Source organism: Micromonospora sp. NPDC005161, assembly GCF_053599855.1.
Genome location: NZ_JBSFYQ010000023.1, coordinates 91,150 through 110,543, shown reverse-complemented (window position 1 = coordinate 110,543; position 19,394 = coordinate 91,150). Strand labels below are relative to the sequence as shown.

Genomic DNA, 19,394 nt, shown 5'->3' with positions numbered 1-19,394 from the left:
CGTGCCGAGCTCGCCCCCTGGCTGGCATGGAGTTCACCCGACGACTCAACCGCCACCTGCCCCCACCGCCCGCCCCGTTTCGGCTCAACCATCCCATCGGGCAGGAGCTTCGGTGGCAGCGGGAGAAGCTCGAGTTGCCGCGAACCGACGCGCAGGAGCTGGTCGTTCTCCTGCCGGCCGATGACGCGACGGCGCGGGCGATGGAGCGACTGCGCCGCCAACCCGACCGCATGCTTCGCGCGGTCGGCCTACCGAACCGGGTCAAGGCCCCGTTGATGGAGATGGGCTGCGTGCGGTAGCTGCCCGCAGAGCCTGGCGAGGTCGCCTTCGAGGGCTTACCGGGACCAAACCAAGTCTCTACGGGGTCTCCTTTTGCGTACGCTCAAGGTGCATGTCGCCCGGGGTCACGGGGTGACCAGGGACGTTGATGCACAACTGTCCCGGCTCGGCACCGCACGTGGGGCAGGGGCGGTACGACTCGACAGGCCCCGGATCGAGGCCCCTCGCCAGGGCCGCTCGGACGATGTCGTCGGCCGCGTGGTGTAGCTCAAGGTCCCGATGTCTCACGGCAGCCTGGTGGATTCGCTGGAGCGCGCTTCGCGCCAGCTCCGATGGGTCATTCATCCAACCGACCTTCCCGCTGTGCTCGCCGTCGCACGTACTACCCGTGTTCAACTGCCGAGCACCGGCCTGGTTGGCGCCGCTGGCGCGTGGGCGGCGGCGACGATGTGCTCCAGCGCGGCCGCGCGCCGCTGAAACGCGTGCCGCCCGTGCCGAGTGAGCTGGACTTAGGTCGGCCGTGCCCGGTGGCGGGGCCGGCAGCCGGCCCGACTGCGGCCAGGACCCGCGCGACGTGGGGGAGCACGGGCGAACCAGGGCGAGAACTCTGCCCGCGGCACTGGGCCATCTGGCAGCGTCTACCCTGTCACCGAGGAAGGCGGATCATGATCGTTACGTGTTGTCGGGCGCGGGTCTTCCCCCCGTCCAGGGTCGGCCGATGATGAGCGCGATCGCATTCCTCAACATCGCCATGCACGGGCACATCAACCCGACGCTGCCGGTCGTGGCTGAGCTTGTGCGCCGTGGCCACTCCGTCACCTACCACACGACGCCCGCCTACGCGGAGGAAATCGCCACCACCGGCGCGCGAGTGGTCGCCTACTCCGGGGATGACATACCGCTGTCCGGCCCGCCGACGCCCGTCACGGTGATGGAGCAGCTCGCGCGCACCGCCGTACGCGTACTGCCCGCCGTCCTCACCGATTTGCGCGGTGCCCGGCCGGATCTGGTCGTGCACGACTCCCTCTGCCTGTGGGGGCCGGTGGTCGCCCGCGAACTCGACGTACCGGCGGCGTCGTCGTTCACCACGTTCGCGTTCAACCGGCACGTGCCCAGCCCCACCCACGGCTCCTGGGAGCTGCTCGCGGCGGCGGCGGTCAAGCCCCGCCCCACCGCGGGGTACCTGAAGTCGCGCTGGGAGCTGAGCCGCCGGTACGACACGGAAGCGGTGCCCCTGATCGACCTGGCGAACATCCGCCAGCCGCTCAACCTGGTCTACACCTCGCGGGCGTTCCACCCCGAGGCCGACAGTTTCGACCAGTCCTACCGGTTCGTCGGGCCGAGCATCGGTGCCCGCCCAGCCGACTCGTCGTTCCCGCTCGATCAGCTGCGCGATCCGGTGCTCTACGCCTCGCTGGGCACGGTGTTCGGCGCCGACCCGCAGTTGCTGCGCACCTTTGCCAACGCGCTCGCCCCGCTGGGCGGCACCGTGATCGTCTCCACCGGGCCCACCGACCCCGCCACGGTCGGTCAGCTGCCGGCCAACGTGATCGTCCACCGCTCGGTACCGCAGCTGGAAGTCCTGTCCCGTGCAGCGCTGTTCATCACCCACGGCGGGGTGAACAGCGTCAACGAGGCCCTGTACGCCGGCGTCCCGATGCTGGTGGTCCCGCAGGGCGCCGACCAGTCGTTGGTGGCGTCCCGCATCGTCGAGCTCGATGCCGGCCTCGCGATCCGCACCGAGGACGTCACGGTGGAGGTCCTGCGCGCCCTCGCCCGGCGCCTGCTGGACGAGCCCCGATTCCGGGCCGCCGCGAACACCCTGCGGGTAGCCCAGCGCGAGGCCGGCGGCTATACGCGCGCCGCCGACGAACTCGAGCGCTATGTGCAGCGGACCGGCTCGTTCGCTCAGCCGGCCCCTGCCGACCTCCCACCGCAGGGCTGACCGATGTCCCTGGTCGTCGCCGTCATGCTGCTCTTCGCCGGGCTGTCCGAGGCCGTCGGGCGCCTCCTGCCCGTGGTGGCACGCCTGTCCGGCGTGTCGCACACCAGGGTGTTGGTGATGGTGCTGGCCGGCGCCGTGGTCGACGGCGCGGTGTTCGCGCTCTGGCCACTGTCCGCGTGGACCCTCGCCGAGCTGGTGCTGCCCGCCGCGTCGTCCGACGAATCCGCGCTGGCCTGGACACAGGGCCTGGCCGCCCCGCTGCTGCTTGCCGCGGTCCTCGCGTTTCCGCTGCTCGGGCCGCTGCTGCACCTGGTCCTCATGGTGGGAGTGGGGGCCGGCCTCGCCACTGCCCTGGCCACGGTGGCCGGGCTCGGCTGGTGGGATGCCGCCGGCTGCGTGGCCGTCGCGGGAGTCGGGCTCGGCGTTGCCGTCGAGGGCATCCGCCGCCTGGTCGTGCGGCTCAACACGACAAGAGCACCGGAGCGGTTTCCGTGATCGAACTTGCGCTCCTGCTGCTGCTCGGCGGGATCGGACCGGTCCTGCTCGCCGAAGCTCTGCTCGCCCGCTACGAGGTGGTGGTCTACGCCGCAGGCTGGCGGAGCCCCACCGCGGCGCGACCCAAGGGCATGCCCCCCGCCCGAGGCGCGGACCCGGACCGCCCCCCGGACGCGTACCTCGTCTATCTGGACGGTATCGGGAAACGCCGCTTCCACGACACCCGCGACGGCGGCCGACTGGTCAAGGCCCTGATCGCCGGAGCGCCGGAGCTCAGGGTGCTGGGCCAGGTGCAGCCGTACTCCCCGCTGGCTCTGCCGCTCGCCGACCGGCCGGTGTGGGTCTGGCTGCGCCGCCACATCGGTCTGGTGCTGTTTCTGCACAACGTGATGCAGACCTTCGTCGCCGCCGACCGCCGGTACCGTCCCCTGTACAACCGCGCCGTCGGCTCGCAGATCGCCACTCAGCTCCGAGACGCCGGCTATCGGCGGGACAGCGGCATTCCCGTGGTGATGCTCAGTTACAGCGGTGGCGCCCAGGTCGCCACCGGCGCGGTGGACGAACTGTGGTCCCAGCTGCGTCCTCCGCTCTGGTTGATCACTCTCGGCGGGTTCCACAACGGCGCCAACGACATCAGCCACGCCCAGCACCTCGACCAGCTCACGAGTGCCGGCGACCGGATCGAGCGGGTCGGCACCTGGATGTTCCCGCAGCGGTGGCGGCTGTTCCGCCGGAGCGGATGGAACCGGGCCGACCGCGCAGGGAAGATCACCGTGCACCGCCTCGACCCGGCCACCCACGTGGGTCCGCGCAGCTACATCAGCCCGGAGGCCCGGCTACCCGATGGCCGCAGTCACCTCGACCGGACCGCGGACACCGTGATCGCGCTGATCCGGGATCGCCTCAGCGCGACCGCGCGGAACGACGGCCCGCTGCCCTGAGCGAACCGCCACCACCGGCGCGCGAGTGGTCCCCTACTCCGGGGATGACGTACCGCTGTCCGGCCCACCGACGCCCGTCACTCAGTCGACGATACGTACGGATGGCCGCGGCCAGATCTCGCGACCCGCTCTCCAGCCCGAGTCCCGGCAGCTACCGCTCCGGCCGCGCCGAACTCGACGTCGTCTTCCGGCCGACGGGGCGTGATCGGGCCGTCATTGGCCGCCCACCGGAACGGGAGCAGACCCGGTAGTTCCGCGGTCATCGCTGGGCTGCCGAGGAGATGACGCGGGGATGGCGTTGTCGATGAGGACGGCGGCGATGGCGGCGGCGGTGGGGAAGGATTCGCTGTTGAGGACTCGGGTGCGGGCCGAGGCGCCGTCGATGAGCAGCGCCAGTTGTTCGCCGAGTTGTTCGGGGTTGGTGGCGCCGGCTTCGCGGGCGGTTTCGGTGAGCCGCGCGGCGATGGCGGTCTTGTAGCCGCGTGCGTACTGGGATGCGGGGTGTTGGGGGTCGTGGAGTTCGACGGCCGCCCCGATGTAGGGGCACAGGGGCGTGGACGCGGGCATCTCGAAGGCGGCCAGGAGTCGTTCGCGGGGTGTGAGGTCGGTGCGCTCGAACACTCCGGGCATGACGTCGGGATCGAATCGGCGCAGGTATTCGGCGACGAGTTCGTCCTTGCTGGTGAAGTGCTGGTAGGCCGTGCGCTTGGACACCTGGGCCACGGCGCAGAGTTGGTCCATGCCGGTGCGGTTGATGCCCTGATCGCGGAACAGCTGCTGTGACGCGCTGAGGATGCGCTCGCGTGCGCCCCTGCCACGGCGCCGGCCCAGGGGGCCCTTCTCCAACTCCGTCATGCCTTCAGTATAGACCGTTCGGTACAGACCGGTCTACATAGCTTGCGTACGGGTTGATCATCGGTTACGTTAAGCATACAGTACGGTGTACATACGCCTGGACCGTGCGCCGATCGCGATGACGGCGATTTCGCAAGGCGAGAGCGGTCCCGATGATCGTCGGTGCGCCATGGCGCACCGGGCGTCCCACGGGTGGGGTCGGTACCGACCGGTGTATGTAGCTTGCGCGCCGACCAGTCATCGGGTACGTTACGTACACAGCCTGGTGTATATAAGAACCGAACTGTTTCGGATACCCATCAATTCAACGGAGTGATCGTGGGAAAGCTCGATGGCAAGGTAGCGGTGATCACCGGCGGATCCACCGGCATGGCACTGGCCGGCGCCAAACTGTTCGTCGAGGAAGGAGCGCACGTCTTCATCCAGGCCCGGCGGCAGGAAGCACTGGACGACGCCGTCAAGCTGATCGGCCGCAACGTCACCGCCGTCCAGGGTGACGCGGCCGAACTGGACGACCTGGACCGCTTGTACGACACCGTCAAGCGGGAAAAGGGCTCGATCGACGTGCTGTGGGCCAGCGCCGGGATGGGCGAACCCGCCGTCCTCGGCGAGATCACCGAGGAACAGTTCCACCGCGCCTTCTGGCTTAACGCGCGCGGCACCCTGTTCACCGTGCAGAAGGCACTGCCGCTGATCAACGACAACGGCTCGATCTTCATGACCGGATCCAACGCCTCCCTCGGCGCCTTCCCCGGCTGGAGCCTCTACGCGGGAAGCAAAGCCGTCCAGCAGGCCTGGGCCCGCGTCTGGCTCAACGAACTGCGCGACCGCAAGATCCGGGTCAACGTCCTGACCCCCGGCCAGGTCGCCACCGCCAAGCAGGAAGAACTGTTCGACGAGGCAACCAAGGCCGCATTCGAGTCCCTCATCCCCCGCGGAAAGATGGGCCGCCCCGAAGAAATCGCCACCGTCGCCCTGTTCCTCGCCTCCGACGACTCCAGCTACGTCAACGGCCTGGAACTGGTCGCCGACGGCGGCACCACCGCCATCTGAGCACACACCAGGAATGCCGCGGGCACCACCCCACAACGAGACAGAGCGACACCTCGAGAACAGGAAGCACCCTCATGAGCAGCATCACCCTCATCGGTACGGGGAACATGGCCCGTACCATCGGCACGCTCGCGGTGGCGGGCGGCAACACCGTCGAGGTCATGGGACGCGATCAGTCCAAGGCCGATGACCTGGCCAAGGCTCTGGGCGGCGGCGCGACGACGGGCAAGTGGGGCACCGTCCCGGCCGGGGACATCGTCATCACGGCCCTGTTGTACGACGGTGTCGTTCCGGTCGTCGCCGAGTACGGAGACGCCCTGGCGGGCAAGGTCATCGTCGACATCAGCAACCCCTTCAACGCCACGTTCGACGGACTGGCCCACAGCGAGGAGACCTCGATCGCGCAGGAGGTCGCCAAGGTGGCCCCGGCCAGCGCCAGCGTGGTGAAGGCATTCAACACCATCTTCCGTAATGTCCTGGAGAAGGGCCGGCCCAACGTCTTCATCGCTGGCGACAATGCGCAGGCCAAGGCGGGCGTGGCGGCATTCATCGAGAGCCTCGGGCTGCGCCCGCTGGACGTCGGCGGCCTGAAGATGGCGCACTGGCTGGAAGGAGTGGGCGTGGTCACGGTGGGCCTCGCCGGCAACGGGGTTGGCCACTGGGACTTCGCCCTCGGCGTCAACGAATTTACCGGCTGAGCCCCCGGGGCCGAGCAGTCGGCGAACAGGGCGCCGTGTGCCCTGACAATGGTTGATGGATCACCGACTCGCTGATGTCGGATATCAATGTTGGCGAGGCGCGTACCGGCCGGATCATTCGGCTCGTCCCGGCGCTGGGCGCTGCAGCCCGAGGCGACCAGCAAGCCGGTTCACCACCGCCGCGAGGGCGGCCGGAGTGGGGCGGCGGCTCACCATGAAGAGCGTGAGGCGGCCGGGTACGGGCGCGGCGGACACCCGGTCCCCATCCTGGGCGTAGGCGAGCCCGAGCCCGCGGGGCAGGACGGCCGGGCATCCCAGTAGTCGCGCCATTCGTACGGCCGTCTCCGCGGTGGCCGCCGTGCGAGGCCGGGCGCCGAGGCCGGAGAGTCGTTGGTGCAGGGTGTCCGTGGACATGTCGTAGGTGTAGATGGCAACGTCGAGATCGGCGAACGGCCGCCGGCCCTTGCGCAGCGACGCTGCCGGTGGTGTCAGGACGGCCAGTCGGTCGCTCGCAACCGGTACGGCGCTCACGGTGGTGGGTAGACGCATCTGGTTGGCGACGGCGACGAACGCGGCGTCCAGCGACCCTTCGCCGACCCACTCCACGAGCCTGTCGCCATGGTCCGTCACCTGGTTGACGGTCGAGTCGTCCATCAACACGTCGAGCGCCGGAAAGAGCAACGGTGCGAGGCTGCTGAAGGTGCCGACGTTGAACGTTCGTGCCCGCGCGGCGGCGCGCGTCCGGTCGAAGATGCGTCCCAGATGATCAAGCACGTGGGTCGCCTCGGCGCACAGCGCACGACCGGCCGGTGTCGGCCGCGCCCCGGTCGTGTCCCGGTCGAAGAGCCGTTCACCGACCCGCCGCTCGAGCGCCGCCAGGCGGTTGCTTGCGGCCGGCTGGCTGATGAGCAGCTCCCGTCCGGCGGCTCCGAGGGAGCCGTGCCGCGCCACCGCCTCGACCAACCGGAGATCCTCGACGGAGGGGAATGAGCTCATATCCCCAGGCTATGAGCTCCGATGCCGATCCGCCAACTACCAGCGCTTTCTGCCCCACCCGACGATTACTGCGTGAATGCCAGACGCGAAATCGCCGCCATGCTGACAACCACCTTCGTGAGCTGGATGGGTCAACGTACGACGGCCGTCGCGCTTCCGCTCGTCGCGCTCGCCGGGACCGGATCCGCCTGGTCCACCGGGTTGGTCGGTGGGGCGGTGGGCCTGCCCATGCTCGCCTCGCCCTGGTGGGCCAGGCGCCTGCGTCAGCGACTGACCACGGGCAGAGCCCTCGCCTGGGTGCTCGCGGTCCAGGTGGTCGGCTTGCTCGTCGTTCCGATCGGTGCGGCTGTCGGAACGGTCAGTGCGGTTCACCTCGCCGTCGCCGGGCTGGTCATCGGATGTGCCACCGCTCTGAGTGGCCCGGGGCAACGGGCGGTGCTCTCGGACATCGGCGACAGCCTCGGGTCCACCGTCGCGGCGAAGCTGCTGGCCTGGCAGGATCTCCTGCACCGCAGCACGATGATCCTGGCGCCACCGCTGGCCGGGTGGGCCGTGGCCGTCGGCGGACCGCTGCCCCTGCTCTGGGCAGAGGCCGCCGGCGTCGGTGCGGGAGCGGTCCTCCTGCTCACCGTTCGCGCCACCGCGGCGGTCGCCCCGCCAGCCCGTTCGGCCGGTGCTCCGGCCCTGCGGCACGTGCTGGCGCAGCACAGGGACATCCGTCGTGCCGTGACGATGTCGGGAGTCGGCGGGCTCGTATGGGTCGCGTTCACCCTCGGTCTCGCGATCCTCGGCGCCGAGACCGGGCGGCCCGGGGTACTCATAGCGGCAGGCATGACCGGATACGGCCTGGGCTCGCTCACCGGTGCGCTGCTGGCGCCGATGCTCGTTCCGCGAATGCCGGCGCTCGCGACGATGGCGATCGGATGGGCCGTCCTCGGCGTGATGTTCATGGCCCTGCCCGCCGTGGCATCGTCCGTCGTCCTGCTGGCGTGCGTGGCCGCCGTTGGTGGCTTCTGCATGCCGCTCGGCATCGGCGCCCTCAACCGGATCATCAGCACGCGCACCGATGGCGCCGACCGGCGAGCGGCCTTCGCAGCGGAGAGTCTCGTACACGATGGCGCGGTGTCCATCGGTCTGCTCGCCGGGGGCGCGATCATCGGCGTCGTCGGCGCGGGCCCGACTCTCGTCGCCGCCGGAGTCGCCCAGGTCGCCGTCGCGCTCTTCGCCGGCCCGTGGCCGAAAATCTCGCGGCTCGAACGACGGCATCGACGTGGTGCCGGCCGTCGAGTACGTTACCGGCGAGTCCGTCTGGCGATGGTGGACGACGGGGAGGCCGCGTGGCCGGGAAACACCGTTCGTGGTGGGGCTGGGGGCACGTCGAGGACGCGGTGACCGGCGCGGAGGCCACGGCGTTGGCGGATCGGGTGCGTACCCTGCTGCCCGACGCCGACCTGACCGCGCACGTCGCCCCGCCGGTGGCCGATCTCGCCCTGCGCGCGCCGCGGGTCGATCCGCCGGCGTCACTGGCTCGACTGTGCTCGACGGACCTCGCCGACCGGGCCGCGCGCACCCACGGCAAGGCGTTCCGGGACGTCGTCCGTAACCTGCGCGGGGACGTCCACGACCCGCCGGATCTGGTGGTCCGGCCGATGACCGAGCAGGACGTCGTCGATGTGCTCGACTGGTGCGCCGGCCGGGGCATCGCGGTGATCCCGTACGGCGGCGGCTCGTCGGTGGTTGGCGGTGTGGAGCCGAGGATCGACGACGCGTATCCCGCGGCGGTCAGTCTCGACCTCGGGCGCCTCGACCGGGTGCTGGAGGTGGACCCGACCAGCCGGGCGGCGCGCATCCAGGCCGGTGTGTTCGGCCCGGCGTTGGAGGATCAGCTTCGGCGGTACGACCTCACCCTGCGGCACTTCCCGCAGTCGTTCGAGTTCTCCACCCTGGGTGGCTGGTTGGCCACCCGCGCCGGCGGTCACTACGCCACCGTCCTCACCCACATCGACGACCTGGTGGAGTCGATGCGGGTGGTCACCCCGGCGGGCATCAGCCAGTCGCGCCGGCTGCCCGGCTACGGCGCCGGGCCGTCCCCGGATCGGCTGTTCCTCGGCTCGGAGGGCGTGCTCGGCGTCATCACCGAGGCGTGGATGCGGCTGCAGGACCGGCCCCGCTGGCGGGCGGGCGCCTCGGTGCACTTCACCGACTACGACCGGGCGGTCGCCGCCACCCGGGCCATCGCCCAGTCCGGCCTGTACCCGAGCAACTGCCGGCTGCTCGACCCGGTGGAGGCGCTCCTCAACGCCGGTGTCGCCACCAGCGGCGGTGTGCTCGTCCTGGGCTTCGAGTCCGCCGACCACCCGGTCACACCGTGGTTGGACCGCGCCGTCGAGCTCTGCCGCGACCACGGGGGAGCCCTGCCGGAGCCGTCCCGCGGCGACGACCCGTCCGGCCCACGGCAGCGGACCGCCGCCGACGCCTGGCGCTCGGCGTTCCTGCGGATGCCGTACCAGCGCGACGCGCTCGCCGCCCGGTCGATGATCGTGGAGACGTTCGAGACCGCCTGCACCTGGGACCGATTCCCCGCCCTGCGCGCCGCCGTGCTCGACGCGGCCGGGGAAGCGCTCCGGGCCGTCGCTGCGACCGGTGTGGTCACCTGCCGCTTCACGCATGTCTACCCGGACGGTCCCGCCCCCTACTTCGGCGTGTACGCCACCGGCCGCTGGGGCGCCACCCTCGCCCAGTGGGACCAGATCAAGCATGCCGTCTCCGACGCGTTGCTCGCCGCCGGCGGCACCATCACCCACCACCACGCCGTGGGCCGCGACCACCGACCGTGGTACGACCGGCAGCGTCCGGACCCGGTCGCGCTGGCGCTGCGCGCCACCAAGAGTGCGCTCGACCCGTCCTGGATCCTCAACCCCGGCGTCCTCGTCGATCCCGCCAGCTGACCCACGGCTCTGCCGTCGCTGAATGAACAACTCTTCGGCCTGCTGGTACGGCATCGGCGGTGCGCAGTAGCGTGTCTGATATCGCGGGGTTTCGCCCTTTCGGTGAACTCCTCCTTTCGGGTCGAGGCTGAGCCAAACTTGAACTGCTCCAGAAAAGTGGACTATGTTCGGCACGTGGCGTCCGACTTCGAGGCTCAGCTGCGGGCGGTCTCGTTGCGCGTGACCCGGCCCCGGCTGGCGGTGCTCTCCGCGCTGCGCGACCATCCGCACGTCGACACCGACACGGTGATCCGGCTGGTACGGACCGATCTCCCCACGGTCTCCCACCAGGCGGTGTACGACGTCCTGCGCGCGCTCACCGACGCCGGTCTGGTGCGGCGTATCCAGCCCGCTGGTGCGACCGCTCGCTACGAAGCGCGGGTGGCGGACAACCACCACCACATCGTGTGCCGCTCCTGCGCTGCGATCGCCGACGTCGACTGCGCTGTCGGCCAGGCTCCCTGTCTTACCGCCTCGGACGACCACGGGTTCGTGGTCGACGAGGCGGAGGTCGTCTACTGGGGCACCTGCCCCGACTGCGCGACCGAACGCACCGCCCAGCGATCCGTCAGTTCGGAAGGAAGTACATGAGCGACACCCAGGACAACGCTCCCTCCAGCGCCCAGGGCGTGGACAAGAAGGAGGCGGCCGGCTGCCCGGTCGCGCACGACTCCGTGACCGCGCACGGCAGCGAGAGCGAGAACCCGGCGATCGACTCGCCGACCCCGAAGACCGGAGGTCGTCCGCGCACCAACCGGGACTGGTGGCCCAACCAGCTCGACCTCTCGGTGTTGCACGCCCACTCGTCCAAGAGCAATCCGCTGGGCGAGAACTTCAGCTACGCCAAGGAGTTCGCCAAGCTCGACGTCGAGGCCCTCAAGCAGGACATCGTCAACGTCCTCACCACCTCGCAGGACTGGTGGCCGGCGGACTTCGGCCACTACGGCGGTCTGATGATCCGGATGAGCTGGCACTCTGCCGGCACCTACCGCATCCACGACGGTCGTGGCGGCGCCGGCGACGGCGGGCAGCGTTTCGCCCCGCTCAACAGCTGGCCCGACAACGCCAACCTCGACAAGGCCCGCCGGCTGCTGTGGCCGGTCAAGCAGAAGTACGGCCAGCAGATCTCCTGGGCCGACCTGCTCGTGCTCGCCGGCAACGTCTCCCTGGAGTCGATGGGCTTCAAGACCTTCGGCTTCGGCTTCGGCCGCGAGGACGTGTGGGAGCCCGAGGAGATCTTCTGGGGTCCCGAGGACACCTGGCTGGGCGACGAGCGCTACGTCGGCGAGGCCGAGATGACGCCCGAGGTCGGCGCGACCGAGATGGGCCTCATCTACGTCAACCCGGAGGGCCCGAACGGCAACGCGGACCCGAAGGCGGCGGCGTACTTCATCCGGGAGACCTTCGGCCGGATGGCGATGAACGACGAGGAGACGGTCGCCCTCATCGCCGGTGGCCACACCTTCGGCAAGGCCCACGGTGCGGCCCCCGCCGACAACCACGTGGGCCCGGAGCCCGAGGGTGCCCCGCTGGAGGCGCAGGGCCTGGGCTGGCTGAGCAGCCACGGCAGCGGCAAGGGCCGGGACACGATCACCAGCGGCCTCGAGGTGACGTGGACCGACGTGCCGACGCAGTGGAGCAACCGCTTCTTCGAGATCCTCTTCGGCTTCGAGTGGGAGCTCGTCACGAGCCCCGCCGGTGCGAAGCAGTGGGTCGCCAAGGACGCCCCGGAGATCATCCCGGACCCGTTCGACGCGTCCAAGAAGTACAAGCCCACGATGCTCACGACCGACCTGGCCCTGCGTTTCGATCCGGCGTACGAAAAGGTCTCGCGCCGCTTCCTGGAGAACCCCGACGAGTTCGCGCTGGCGTTCGCCAAGGCCTGGTACAAGCTGCTGCACCGCGACATGGGCCCGATCGACCGCTTCCTCGGCCCGTGGGTGGCGGAGCCCCAGCTGTGGCAGGACCCGGTGCCGGCCGTCGACCACGAGCTCGTGGGTGACGCCGACATCGCCGCTCTGAAGGCGAAGGTCCTGGAGTCCGGCCTCACGACCGCCCAGTTGGTCTCCACCGCCTGGGCTTCCGCCGCCAGCTTCCGGTCCACCGACAAGCGCGGCGGCGCCAACGGCGCGCGGATCCGCTTCGAGCCGCAGCGCAGCTGGGAGGTCAACCAGCCCGAGCAGCTCGCGGCGGTGCTGGAGACCCTCGAGGGCATTCAGCGGGAGTTCAACGAGGCCGGCGGCGCGAAGATCTCGCTCGCGGACCTGATCGTGCTGGCCGGCTCGGCCGCCGTCGAGAAGGCGGCGCGCGACGCCGGCGTCGAGGTGACCGTGCCGTTCCACCCGGGCCGCACCGACGCCACGCAGGAGTTGACCGACGTCGAGTCCTTCCGGGTCCTCGAGCCGCGTGCCGACGGGTTCCGCAACTACCTGCGTCCCGGTGAGAAGACCCAGCCGGAGGTGCTGCTTCTCGACCGTGCCTACATGCTCAGTCTGTCCGCGCCCGAGATGACCGTCCTCGTCGGCGGTCTGCGCTCCCTCGGGGCCAACGTCGGCGGCGCGCGGCACGGTGTCCTCACCGACCGGCCCGGCGTGCTCACCAACGACTTCTTCGCCAACCTGCTCTCCCCGGGCACCCGGTGGAAGGCGTCGGAGTCCGACGAGCACGTGTACGAGATCCGGGACCTGGCCACCGACGAGGTGAAGTGGACCGCGACCGCGGTCGACCTCATCTTCGGCTCCAACTCCCAGCTGCGGGCCCTCGCGGAGGTCTACGCCAGCCAGGACGCGCGCGACAAGTTCGTGACTGACTTCGTCGCAGCCTGGACCAAGGTCATGGAACTGGACCGGTTCGACCTCGACTGACCCGGCTCCACACGGCGAGCCCCGGTCGATCCATCAGCGATCGACCGGGGCTCGCCTGCACGGCGCGTCGACCGTCACGGTGGACGCGCGTGGACGATCTATGCCGTTCGGGTCGGGGTTGGCGCGTTGTCGAGCAGCGCGCCCAGTCGAGCGGCGGACTCGTCGGTCAGGCGATAGAGGCCCTGAAGGCTGATGGAGCGTTTGAGACGGCCGTCGGCGACGTACTTCAGGGTGCGCTCGTCCCCGCGTCGGTTGCGCCAGGTCAGCACGGTGAGCAGGTCGCCGGGTATGGCGACGTCGAAGCGGATCGGTGTCGCCTCCACGTGCACAGGGCTCGCCTCGCATCCGCCGGCACCGAGCACCGCCCACTCATCGTGACCGGGATAGACCGTCCCGCCCCATGTTGTCGGCGCGGCGCCGCAACACTCGCGCGGCTGCTTGTCCAACACGCGAAGACGGCTCACCACGTGGACCACGCACCGGTTGACGTGCAGCGCGAAGACATCGTCGCCGACGCCGACGCTCGTCCAACTGGGAAGCGACTGGTGCAACCCGCTGAACGCCACCGGGGGCCGCTGCCCCACGCGCTGTCTGCGCAGCTCGCGGCAGACGTCCTGGGTCCACAGGGTGGTGAAGGCAGCCGACATGGCCGTGATCATAAAGACGATGGCCGACAGTCCCGATCTCAGCGGCGGAGGTGGAACGGCAACCTCGGCAGCAGTTGCTCCAGTTCGATGGCACCATCAGCCCGATCCAGAGCAGCACCGGAAGCGCGACCAACCCGAGCGCACCGACGAGGACCACCTGTGTCATCGCGGGACCGACGGGTGTCGCGGGCCGAGGTTCCATCACCCCGGCCAGGCCGCGGATTCGTTCGTCGCCGCTCACGTCGCCCCCGTGTCCGTCGGCTCCACCGGCCCGTCGGCCCGCGCAGCGACTGTGTGTCCGCGCAGCCTCGCACGAACCAGGACAGCGGCGGATCCGGTGTTCGGATGCCCTCCCACTGCGGTATGGGGGAGATCAGCGGACGACGTCCCAGGCTTGACCTTCCCTCCTGCTGGCGACCTTCGGCCGGGCCGGACGGACGGACGTATCGCCCTTCGGGCGACGGGGCTCCGGTGTCAACGTCTCCCGCTCGGCCCGTCCGTCCCGTCCTGCTCGACGGCGGCCAGGATCTCACGGGCGGCGGCTTCGTCGTCGGCGGCGATCAGCACGTGGACCCCTTGCAGCTGTAGGTGCGGCTCCTGCCCGCCGACGTCATCCGCCGCAACGACGGCTCTGAGGCCGTAACTGCGCAGCAGGCCGACGATGAGTTCCGCCTCCGTGCGGCTGCCGACAACCGTCAACGGCACCGTTGTGCGTTCCTCCATGCATTCCCTCCTTCGTTCCAGCTCGCTCAGCGGCCAACGGCGGGAACGGCTGGATGACATCGAACAACACCGACCGGGGCGTACGGGCGTGATTCGCCAACCCGGTGGGACACTCGCCGCCGAGCAGCTCAGCGCAGGCCGGCCACCCAGCGCGCATTGCGGACGAAGGTGCGGCGGGTGGTGTCGGGGTCGTCGAGGAAGCAGCCGACCATGAGGGCGTCGCGCAGCATGGCGAGGGTCTCGGACTTGGCGTCGACGTCGTCGCGGCCGGCCTCCCCGAGCAGGCGCCGCAGCTCGGCGAGGGACCAGGCGCGGTGCTTGCTGATCACCTGGCGCACCGGGCTTCCGGGATCGGGGAACTCGCCGGCCGCCTTGGTGAAGGGGCAGCCGTGGTTGTGGTGTCGGTAGGCGTCTTCGGCGATCCCCTCGATGGCCATTTCGAGCGCGTGGTCGGCGGAGACGGCGCGGCCGAGGCCGTCGTTCCACAGGGCCCGGATCATCTGGTCCTCGCGTTTGAGGTACGCCACGACGAGTGCCTCCTTGCCGGTGAAGTGCCGGTAGAGCGTGGCGCGGGTGACTCCGGCCTCCTGAAGGACGCGGTCGACCCCGACGCTGTTGATGCCGACGGTGTAGAACAGGCGGCTCGCCGCCGCGAGGAGCTGCTCGCGGGGTGCTGACTGCCGGGTGGTCGCCATCGTGGGATCCTACCCCTAAGACTGATCGTTCTTTCTGATATCCGTCGGCGATATGCTGCGCGGCGGGGCGATGACCTGGCCGTGCCAGGTGAACAAGAACGTCCGTTCTTTCTTTGAGCGTGGGGGAGACAGGCATGAGCAGGACCGCCGATCGGATGGCGGCGGCGTATTTCGACGCCATCGAGTTCCTCTGCGAGGTAACCCCGAAGGGCTGGTACGCCGAGCGGGGCACCGCCCGCGCGGCGGTGACCCACGCCGGCGTCGCAACGTTGAACGTGGCCTACGACACGACGCGGGATCCGGATCTCGGGTCGCTCGACGAGATGGCGACCGAGGTCGGCAGGCAGGCGACGCGCTGGTCGATCATGGTTCGGGGCGAGGCGGGCGAAGAGGTCACCGATTTCGCTGCCCGGCACGGGTTGTTCGAACGCAGTGATCTGCCGCTGCTGGCCTGCACCGCGGGCGACATCGTGCTCCGGCCCGACACGGCGCAGCGGGAGCTGGTGCGCCAGGTCGGCGCGGACGAGAGCGACCTCTACACCGAGGCCCTCACCCGGGGCTTCGATGCTCCCGAGGGCATCTTCGGCTCGCTGATGGGCGGTGCGGTGCTCGACGCCGACCCCATCACCGGCTATCTGGCCGAGGAACTTGGCCGGCCCGTTGGCACCGGGCTCGGGATGCGGACCGCCGGTGTGGTCGGCGTGTTCAACATCGCCGTCGTTCCGTCCGCACGGGGCGGTGGCTTCGGCCGGGCGATCACCGAGGCCGTACTGCGGGACGGCATCGCAGCCGGCGCGGACGCGGCCTACCTGCACTCCAGCGCGATGGGCCGGCCGCTCTACGAGTCGATGGGCTTCGGTCTCGTGGAGAACTGGACCGTGTTCCACGCACGGTGACCGGAGACCCCGGCTCGAAAACGAGGCGGGACGTGTCCACCAAGCTGATCCGCCGCACGACCGCAAGAGGACCCCATGAACTTCAGTGAGAACGTGCGCTCGGCCTTCCGGCGGGGTGAGACCGGCGCCGTGGTGCGCATGAGCGAGGCCGAGATCGAGCGCGCCCGGGCGGCCGGCGACCCGGCGGGCGAGGTCGAGGCCCGATACAGCCTGGCCCGGGTCGCCATCCGCGGCGGTGACCTGCCGGGCGGAGCGGCCCGGGCGGGGGAGGCCCTCGAGGTCGCGCTGCGCTCCGGTGACCGCCGCCTCGAGGAACGGCCGAGGCACGTGCTGGCCGCCGTGGCCCGCATGTCCGGCGACCTGCTCCGCGCTCGTGATCTCTATCGGGAGAGCATCGCTCTCAACGAGTCACTCGACCAGCCGATGACGGTCAACTCCGAGTATCACAACCTCGCGTTCTGTGAGCTGGGTCTGGGCAATCTCGACGGGGCGAGGAACCTGTTCGCCGAGGGGCGTGAACGGGTCTTCCGCAACGGCTGGGCCGACTTCGTGCCGTACGTCTGCGTGGCGGGCGCCGCGCTCGCCTCGGCCGAAGCGGATCACCTGCGGGCGGCGCTGATGATCGGTGTCGCGGACGCCGCGTTCGCGTCGCTCGGCCAGGTGCCGGACCCTGACGACGCGGCCGACCTCGCCAAGGTGCGCGCCGCCGCGATCGAGGCGCTCGGCACGGCGGCCTTCGGCGAGGAGTACGCGAATGGCCGGCACCTCGACCCGCGTGCGGTCTTCGCTGACGATCGGCGCTGACCTGACGTCCGGGCTGATCCGACGCGATCAGCTTTCGCGGAATCTCGCCTACCCCCCGGTCCCACACCCCGGAACAGCATTTAGTGAGGCACATCTATATTGACGTTCGTCATTGGGGGCGACAGGATCTCGGCACCACCACCATCGTCATCCCCCTTGGGAGGCGTCATGACCCGTCCCCGCCTGCCGTTCCTGCCGGCAGCCGCCCGGTTGGCCGCACTCGCCGTGGCCACCGTCGGCGTGCTGCTCGCCGTCGCCACACCCGCCAGCGCCGCCGTGCCCGCCGGCCGGTACGTCGCGCTGGGCGACTCGTACACCGCCGGTCCGCTGATCCCCACCCAGGTCGACCTGAACTGCCTACGGTCCAACCGCAACTACCCATCGCTGGTTGCCGCCTCCGGCTCGTCGTCGTTGGCCGACGTGAGCTGCTCCGGCGCCACCACGGACGACATCCTCTACGGTGGCAGCGGCCAGCTGGGCATCGCGGTGCCACCGCAGCTCAGCGCAGTCACGTCGAACACGGCACTGGTGACGGTGCAGATCGGCGGCAACGACATCGGCTTCTCCGGGATCATCAGTGCCTGTGCGGAGGCGAGCCTCAGCAGCCCGCTCGGATCTCCGTGCAAGAACCGGTACACCGCCGGCGGCACCGACCAGTTGCAGGCCCGGATCGCCGCTGCCACGCCGAAGGTGACCGCCGTGCTGCAGGCGGTCCGCCGGGCCGCGCCGGGCGCGCGGGTCGTGGTGCTCGGGTACCCGGCGATCCTGCCGGACACCGGATACGGCTGCTGGCCCGTCGTCCCGATCGCCTACCAGGACGTGCCGTACCTGCGCGGCATCGAGAAGTCGCTCAACGCGATGCTGGCCAGCACCGCGACCGCGAACGGCGCCACCTACGCCGACGTCTACGCCCCGTCGATCGGCCGCGGCGCGTGCAAGGGCAGCGGCACGCGGTGGGTCGAGGGACTAATGCCACAGAACTCGGCTGCCCCGTTCCACCCGAACGCCCGGGGAGAGCAGGGCATGGCCACCGCCCTGCTCGCCAAGCTGAACAGCTGACCGGAGCCGACCGGTCGAGCCGGCCCCGTCACCCGGCGGCGGGGCCGGCTCACCGCGCCGCGTAGAACGGCCGTGGGATGCTTCGCAGATGTCCTCCCTCCCGGCGACGTTCGCCGAAGACGTGATCGCCCAACCGGCCGAGGTCCAGTTCGAGGCGTTTCTCGATGAGCACCGCCGCGCGCTCAATGACTGCTTGGACGGGCTGACCGAGGAGCAGGCGCGCCGTTCGTTGGTGCCGTCCCGGACCACGCTGCTGGGCCTGGTGAAGCACGCGACCTTCGTCGAGAAGGTCTGGTTCGACGAGGCCGTCACGTGCCGGCCACGCGCCGAGATCGGTATCCCCGCGACGCCGGACGAGTCCTTCATCCTCGATGACGACGACACGGTCGCCAGCGTGCGACGAGCACACCACGAGGCATGCCAGGCGTCACGCCACGCGACGTCATCCCTCGGGCTGGACGACCTGGTGTACGGCAACCGACGCGGCCCGCTCCCGTTGCGCTGGGTGTACCTCCACGTGCTGCGCGAGCTCGCCCAGCACTGCGGGCACGCAGACATCCTGCGCGAGCAACTCCTGGGCGAGTAGCGCTCCGGCGTCCGCACCTGCCGGTCGACGGGGGAGAGGTTAACGAGCCCACCACCCGGCGTCATCAGTCATCTGGACCACGCCGGTCAGGTACTCCCTACGTCGCTGCGGTTCAAACTTCTCGATCGCGTACCGCAGCATGACGCGCGGCATGACCCGGTAGTGCCGGGCCAGGAACTCCTCCTCCGCCGCTCTGTCCCGGTTTCCTGCCTCGCGCAGCATCCAGCCAACCGCCTTGTGAACCAGGTCGTGCGGGTCGCGCAGGAGCCGTTCGCTGAGGCGGAAGGTCCAATTGAAGTCACCGGCCTTGATGAAGGCGAACGTTGCCATGATGGCGATGCGCCGGTCCCACACCAGGCTTGACCCGGCCAACCGATCCAGGACGCCGCGGTCCTTGTCGATCAGCCAGGGGCCGACGATGTACGGCGCGGACGAGTCCACCAGGTCCCAGTTGTTGATGCGGCCGGTGTTGGCCAGGACGAGGCGGAAGATCTGGCCCCGTTCCTCCTCGTCACCCTTGGTGAACTTCCGCACCAGGATGAACAGCGACGTCAGCCTCTCCTCGTGCACGCTGCTGCTCAGCAGCTCCGCTGTCTCGGCGAGGGAGAGGTCGCGCCAGCACCGGGCGGCCACCCTGCGTTGCTCCGGCATGGAGACGCCGATTGCCCGGTCGCCCTCGCCGTATCCGCCCGGGATCATCTGGAGAAACCGGCTCGATCCCTCGGCCCGACGTGGGTCGGCGAGGCTGGCGAGTTCGTGACGGACGTCGGCGGTCGTGGCCATGACCCTGCAACCTACCGCGACAGCCGTGTGCGCCGCGGTCTGCGGCGACGTCTCGCGACGAGCACGAAATGTCGAGCTTCTCGTCGTG

21 protein-coding genes are annotated in these 19,394 nt (G+C 70.0%); 14 read left to right on the top strand and 7 right to left on the bottom strand.

Annotated elements, in window-relative coordinates; all coding sequences use genetic code 11:
* Positions 1–26: 26 nt before the first annotated feature.
* A complete protein-coding gene (locus ACWD5O_RS22030) occupies positions 27–299 on the top strand; it encodes a hypothetical protein (RefSeq protein ID WP_450086401.1) in 273 nt (90 codons plus the stop codon).
* A gap of 58 nt (positions 300–357) precedes the next feature.
* Here the strand turns inward: ACWD5O_RS22030 and ACWD5O_RS22025 are convergent, their stop codons facing one another.
* Positions 358–624: a zinc finger domain-containing protein gene (locus ACWD5O_RS22025; protein ID WP_450086392.1), complete on the bottom strand. Its 267-nt coding sequence runs from the start codon at positions 622–624 to the stop codon at positions 358–360.
* A gap of 373 nt (positions 625–997) precedes the next feature.
* Here ACWD5O_RS22025 and ACWD5O_RS22020 point away from each other — a divergent pair, with 373 nt between their 5' ends.
* The 3 genes from ACWD5O_RS22020 to ACWD5O_RS22010 are packed head-to-tail and all read left to right on the top strand — an operon-like array spanning position 998 to position 3,660.
* Positions 998–2,224, top strand: coding sequence for a macrolide family glycosyltransferase (locus ACWD5O_RS22020; protein WP_450086391.1), 1,227 nt, complete (start codon positions 998–1,000; stop codon positions 2,222–2,224).
* Between the two features lie 3 nt (positions 2,225–2,227).
* Positions 2,228–2,719 (top strand): hypothetical protein, encoded by a 492-nt coding sequence (locus tag ACWD5O_RS22015; RefSeq protein ID WP_450086390.1) that lies wholly within the window; start codon positions 2,228–2,230, stop codon positions 2,717–2,719.
* Entirely contained in the window at positions 2,716–3,660 is a 945-nt protein-coding gene (locus ACWD5O_RS22010) for a hypothetical protein (RefSeq protein WP_450086389.1), read from the top strand. The genes ACWD5O_RS22015 and ACWD5O_RS22010 overlap by 4 nt, the downstream gene beginning before the upstream one ends.
* A gap of 213 nt (positions 3,661–3,873) precedes the next feature.
* Here ACWD5O_RS22010 and ACWD5O_RS22005 read toward each other — a convergent pair whose 3' ends face one another.
* Positions 3,874–4,515 carry a TetR/AcrR family transcriptional regulator gene (locus tag ACWD5O_RS22005; RefSeq protein ID WP_450086388.1) on the bottom strand — a complete coding sequence of 214 codons (642 nt, stop codon included), beginning with the start codon at positions 4,513–4,515 and terminating at the stop codon, positions 3,874–3,876.
* A gap of 222 nt (positions 4,516–4,737) precedes the next feature.
* Here ACWD5O_RS22005 and ACWD5O_RS22000 point away from each other — a divergent pair, with 222 nt between their 5' ends.
* Complete coding sequence (locus ACWD5O_RS22000; RefSeq protein ID WP_450086387.1) at positions 4,738–5,568, top strand: SDR family NAD(P)-dependent oxidoreductase; 831 nt, start codon at positions 4,738–4,740, stop codon at positions 5,566–5,568.
* Between the two features lie 74 nt (positions 5,569–5,642).
* Positions 5,643–6,266, top strand: a complete 624-nt coding sequence (locus ACWD5O_RS21995) for an NADPH-dependent F420 reductase (protein WP_450086386.1) — start codon at positions 5,643–5,645, stop codon at positions 6,264–6,266.
* Positions 6,267–6,380: 114 nt separating this feature from the next.
* Here ACWD5O_RS21995 and ACWD5O_RS21990 read toward each other — a convergent pair whose 3' ends face one another.
* Positions 6,381–7,262 carry a LysR family transcriptional regulator gene (locus ACWD5O_RS21990; RefSeq protein WP_354965745.1) on the bottom strand — a complete coding sequence of 294 codons (882 nt, stop codon included), beginning with the start codon at positions 7,260–7,262 and terminating at the stop codon, positions 6,381–6,383.
* Positions 7,263–7,334: 72 nt separating this feature from the next.
* Between ACWD5O_RS21990 and ACWD5O_RS21985 the strand changes: the two genes are divergently transcribed.
* The 4 genes from ACWD5O_RS21985 (at position 7,335) to katG (ending at position 13,113) form a co-directional block, all read left to right on the top strand.
* Positions 7,335–8,654 carry an MFS transporter gene (locus tag ACWD5O_RS21985; RefSeq protein ID WP_450086385.1) on the top strand — a complete coding sequence of 440 codons (1,320 nt, stop codon included), beginning with the start codon at positions 7,335–7,337 and terminating at the stop codon, positions 8,652–8,654.
* The gene (locus ACWD5O_RS21980; protein WP_450086384.1) at positions 8,600–10,210 is read left to right on the top strand and encodes an FAD-binding oxidoreductase; all 1,611 of its coding nucleotides are present in this window, start codon (positions 8,600–8,602) and stop codon (positions 10,208–10,210) included. The genes ACWD5O_RS21985 and ACWD5O_RS21980 overlap by 55 nt, the downstream gene beginning before the upstream one ends.
* 174 nt (positions 10,211–10,384) lie before the next feature.
* Positions 10,385–10,840 carry a Fur family transcriptional regulator gene (locus ACWD5O_RS21975; protein ID WP_450086383.1) on the top strand — a complete coding sequence of 152 codons (456 nt, stop codon included), beginning with the start codon at positions 10,385–10,387 and terminating at the stop codon, positions 10,838–10,840.
* Complete coding sequence (katG, locus tag ACWD5O_RS21970) at positions 10,837–13,113, top strand: catalase/peroxidase HPI (RefSeq protein ID WP_450086382.1); 2,277 nt, start codon at positions 10,837–10,839, stop codon at positions 13,111–13,113. The genes ACWD5O_RS21975 and katG overlap by 4 nt, the downstream gene beginning before the upstream one ends.
* A gap of 98 nt (positions 13,114–13,211) precedes the next feature.
* Here the strand turns inward: katG and ACWD5O_RS21965 are convergent, their stop codons facing one another.
* The 3 genes from ACWD5O_RS21965 to ACWD5O_RS21955 form a co-directional block, all read right to left on the bottom strand.
* A complete protein-coding gene (locus ACWD5O_RS21965) occupies positions 13,212–13,760 on the bottom strand; it encodes a hypothetical protein (protein ID WP_450086381.1) in 549 nt (182 codons plus the stop codon).
* Positions 13,761–14,234: 474 nt separating this feature from the next.
* The gene (locus tag ACWD5O_RS21960; RefSeq protein ID WP_354965739.1) at positions 14,235–14,483 is read right to left on the bottom strand and encodes a putative signal transducing protein; all 249 of its coding nucleotides are present in this window, start codon (positions 14,481–14,483) and stop codon (positions 14,235–14,237) included.
* A gap of 128 nt (positions 14,484–14,611) precedes the next feature.
* A complete protein-coding gene (locus ACWD5O_RS21955; protein ID WP_354965738.1) occupies positions 14,612–15,178 on the bottom strand; it encodes a TetR/AcrR family transcriptional regulator in 567 nt (188 codons plus the stop codon).
* Between the two features lie 134 nt (positions 15,179–15,312).
* Here ACWD5O_RS21955 and ACWD5O_RS21950 point away from each other — a divergent pair, with 134 nt between their 5' ends.
* The 4 genes from ACWD5O_RS21950 (at position 15,313) to ACWD5O_RS21935 (ending at position 18,523) form a co-directional block, all read left to right on the top strand.
* A complete protein-coding gene (locus tag ACWD5O_RS21950; RefSeq protein WP_354965737.1) occupies positions 15,313–16,074 on the top strand; it encodes a GNAT family N-acetyltransferase in 762 nt (253 codons plus the stop codon).
* Between the two features lie 75 nt (positions 16,075–16,149).
* A complete protein-coding gene (locus ACWD5O_RS21945) occupies positions 16,150–16,878 on the top strand; it encodes a tetratricopeptide repeat protein (protein ID WP_450086380.1) in 729 nt (242 codons plus the stop codon).
* Positions 16,879–17,046: 168 nt separating this feature from the next.
* Positions 17,047–17,937: an SGNH/GDSL hydrolase family protein gene (locus ACWD5O_RS21940; RefSeq protein WP_450086379.1), complete on the top strand. Its 891-nt coding sequence runs from the start codon at positions 17,047–17,049 to the stop codon at positions 17,935–17,937.
* A gap of 88 nt (positions 17,938–18,025) precedes the next feature.
* The gene (locus tag ACWD5O_RS21935; protein WP_354965733.1) at positions 18,026–18,523 is read left to right on the top strand and encodes a DinB family protein; all 498 of its coding nucleotides are present in this window, start codon (positions 18,026–18,028) and stop codon (positions 18,521–18,523) included.
* A 39-nt stretch (positions 18,524–18,562) separates the two neighbouring features.
* Here the strand turns inward: ACWD5O_RS21935 and ACWD5O_RS21930 are convergent, their stop codons facing one another.
* On the bottom strand, positions 18,563–19,306 hold the full coding sequence (locus tag ACWD5O_RS21930) for a DNA alkylation repair protein (protein WP_450086378.1): 744 nt from the start codon (positions 19,304–19,306) through the stop codon (positions 18,563–18,565).
* Positions 19,307–19,394: the final 88 nt, after the last annotated feature.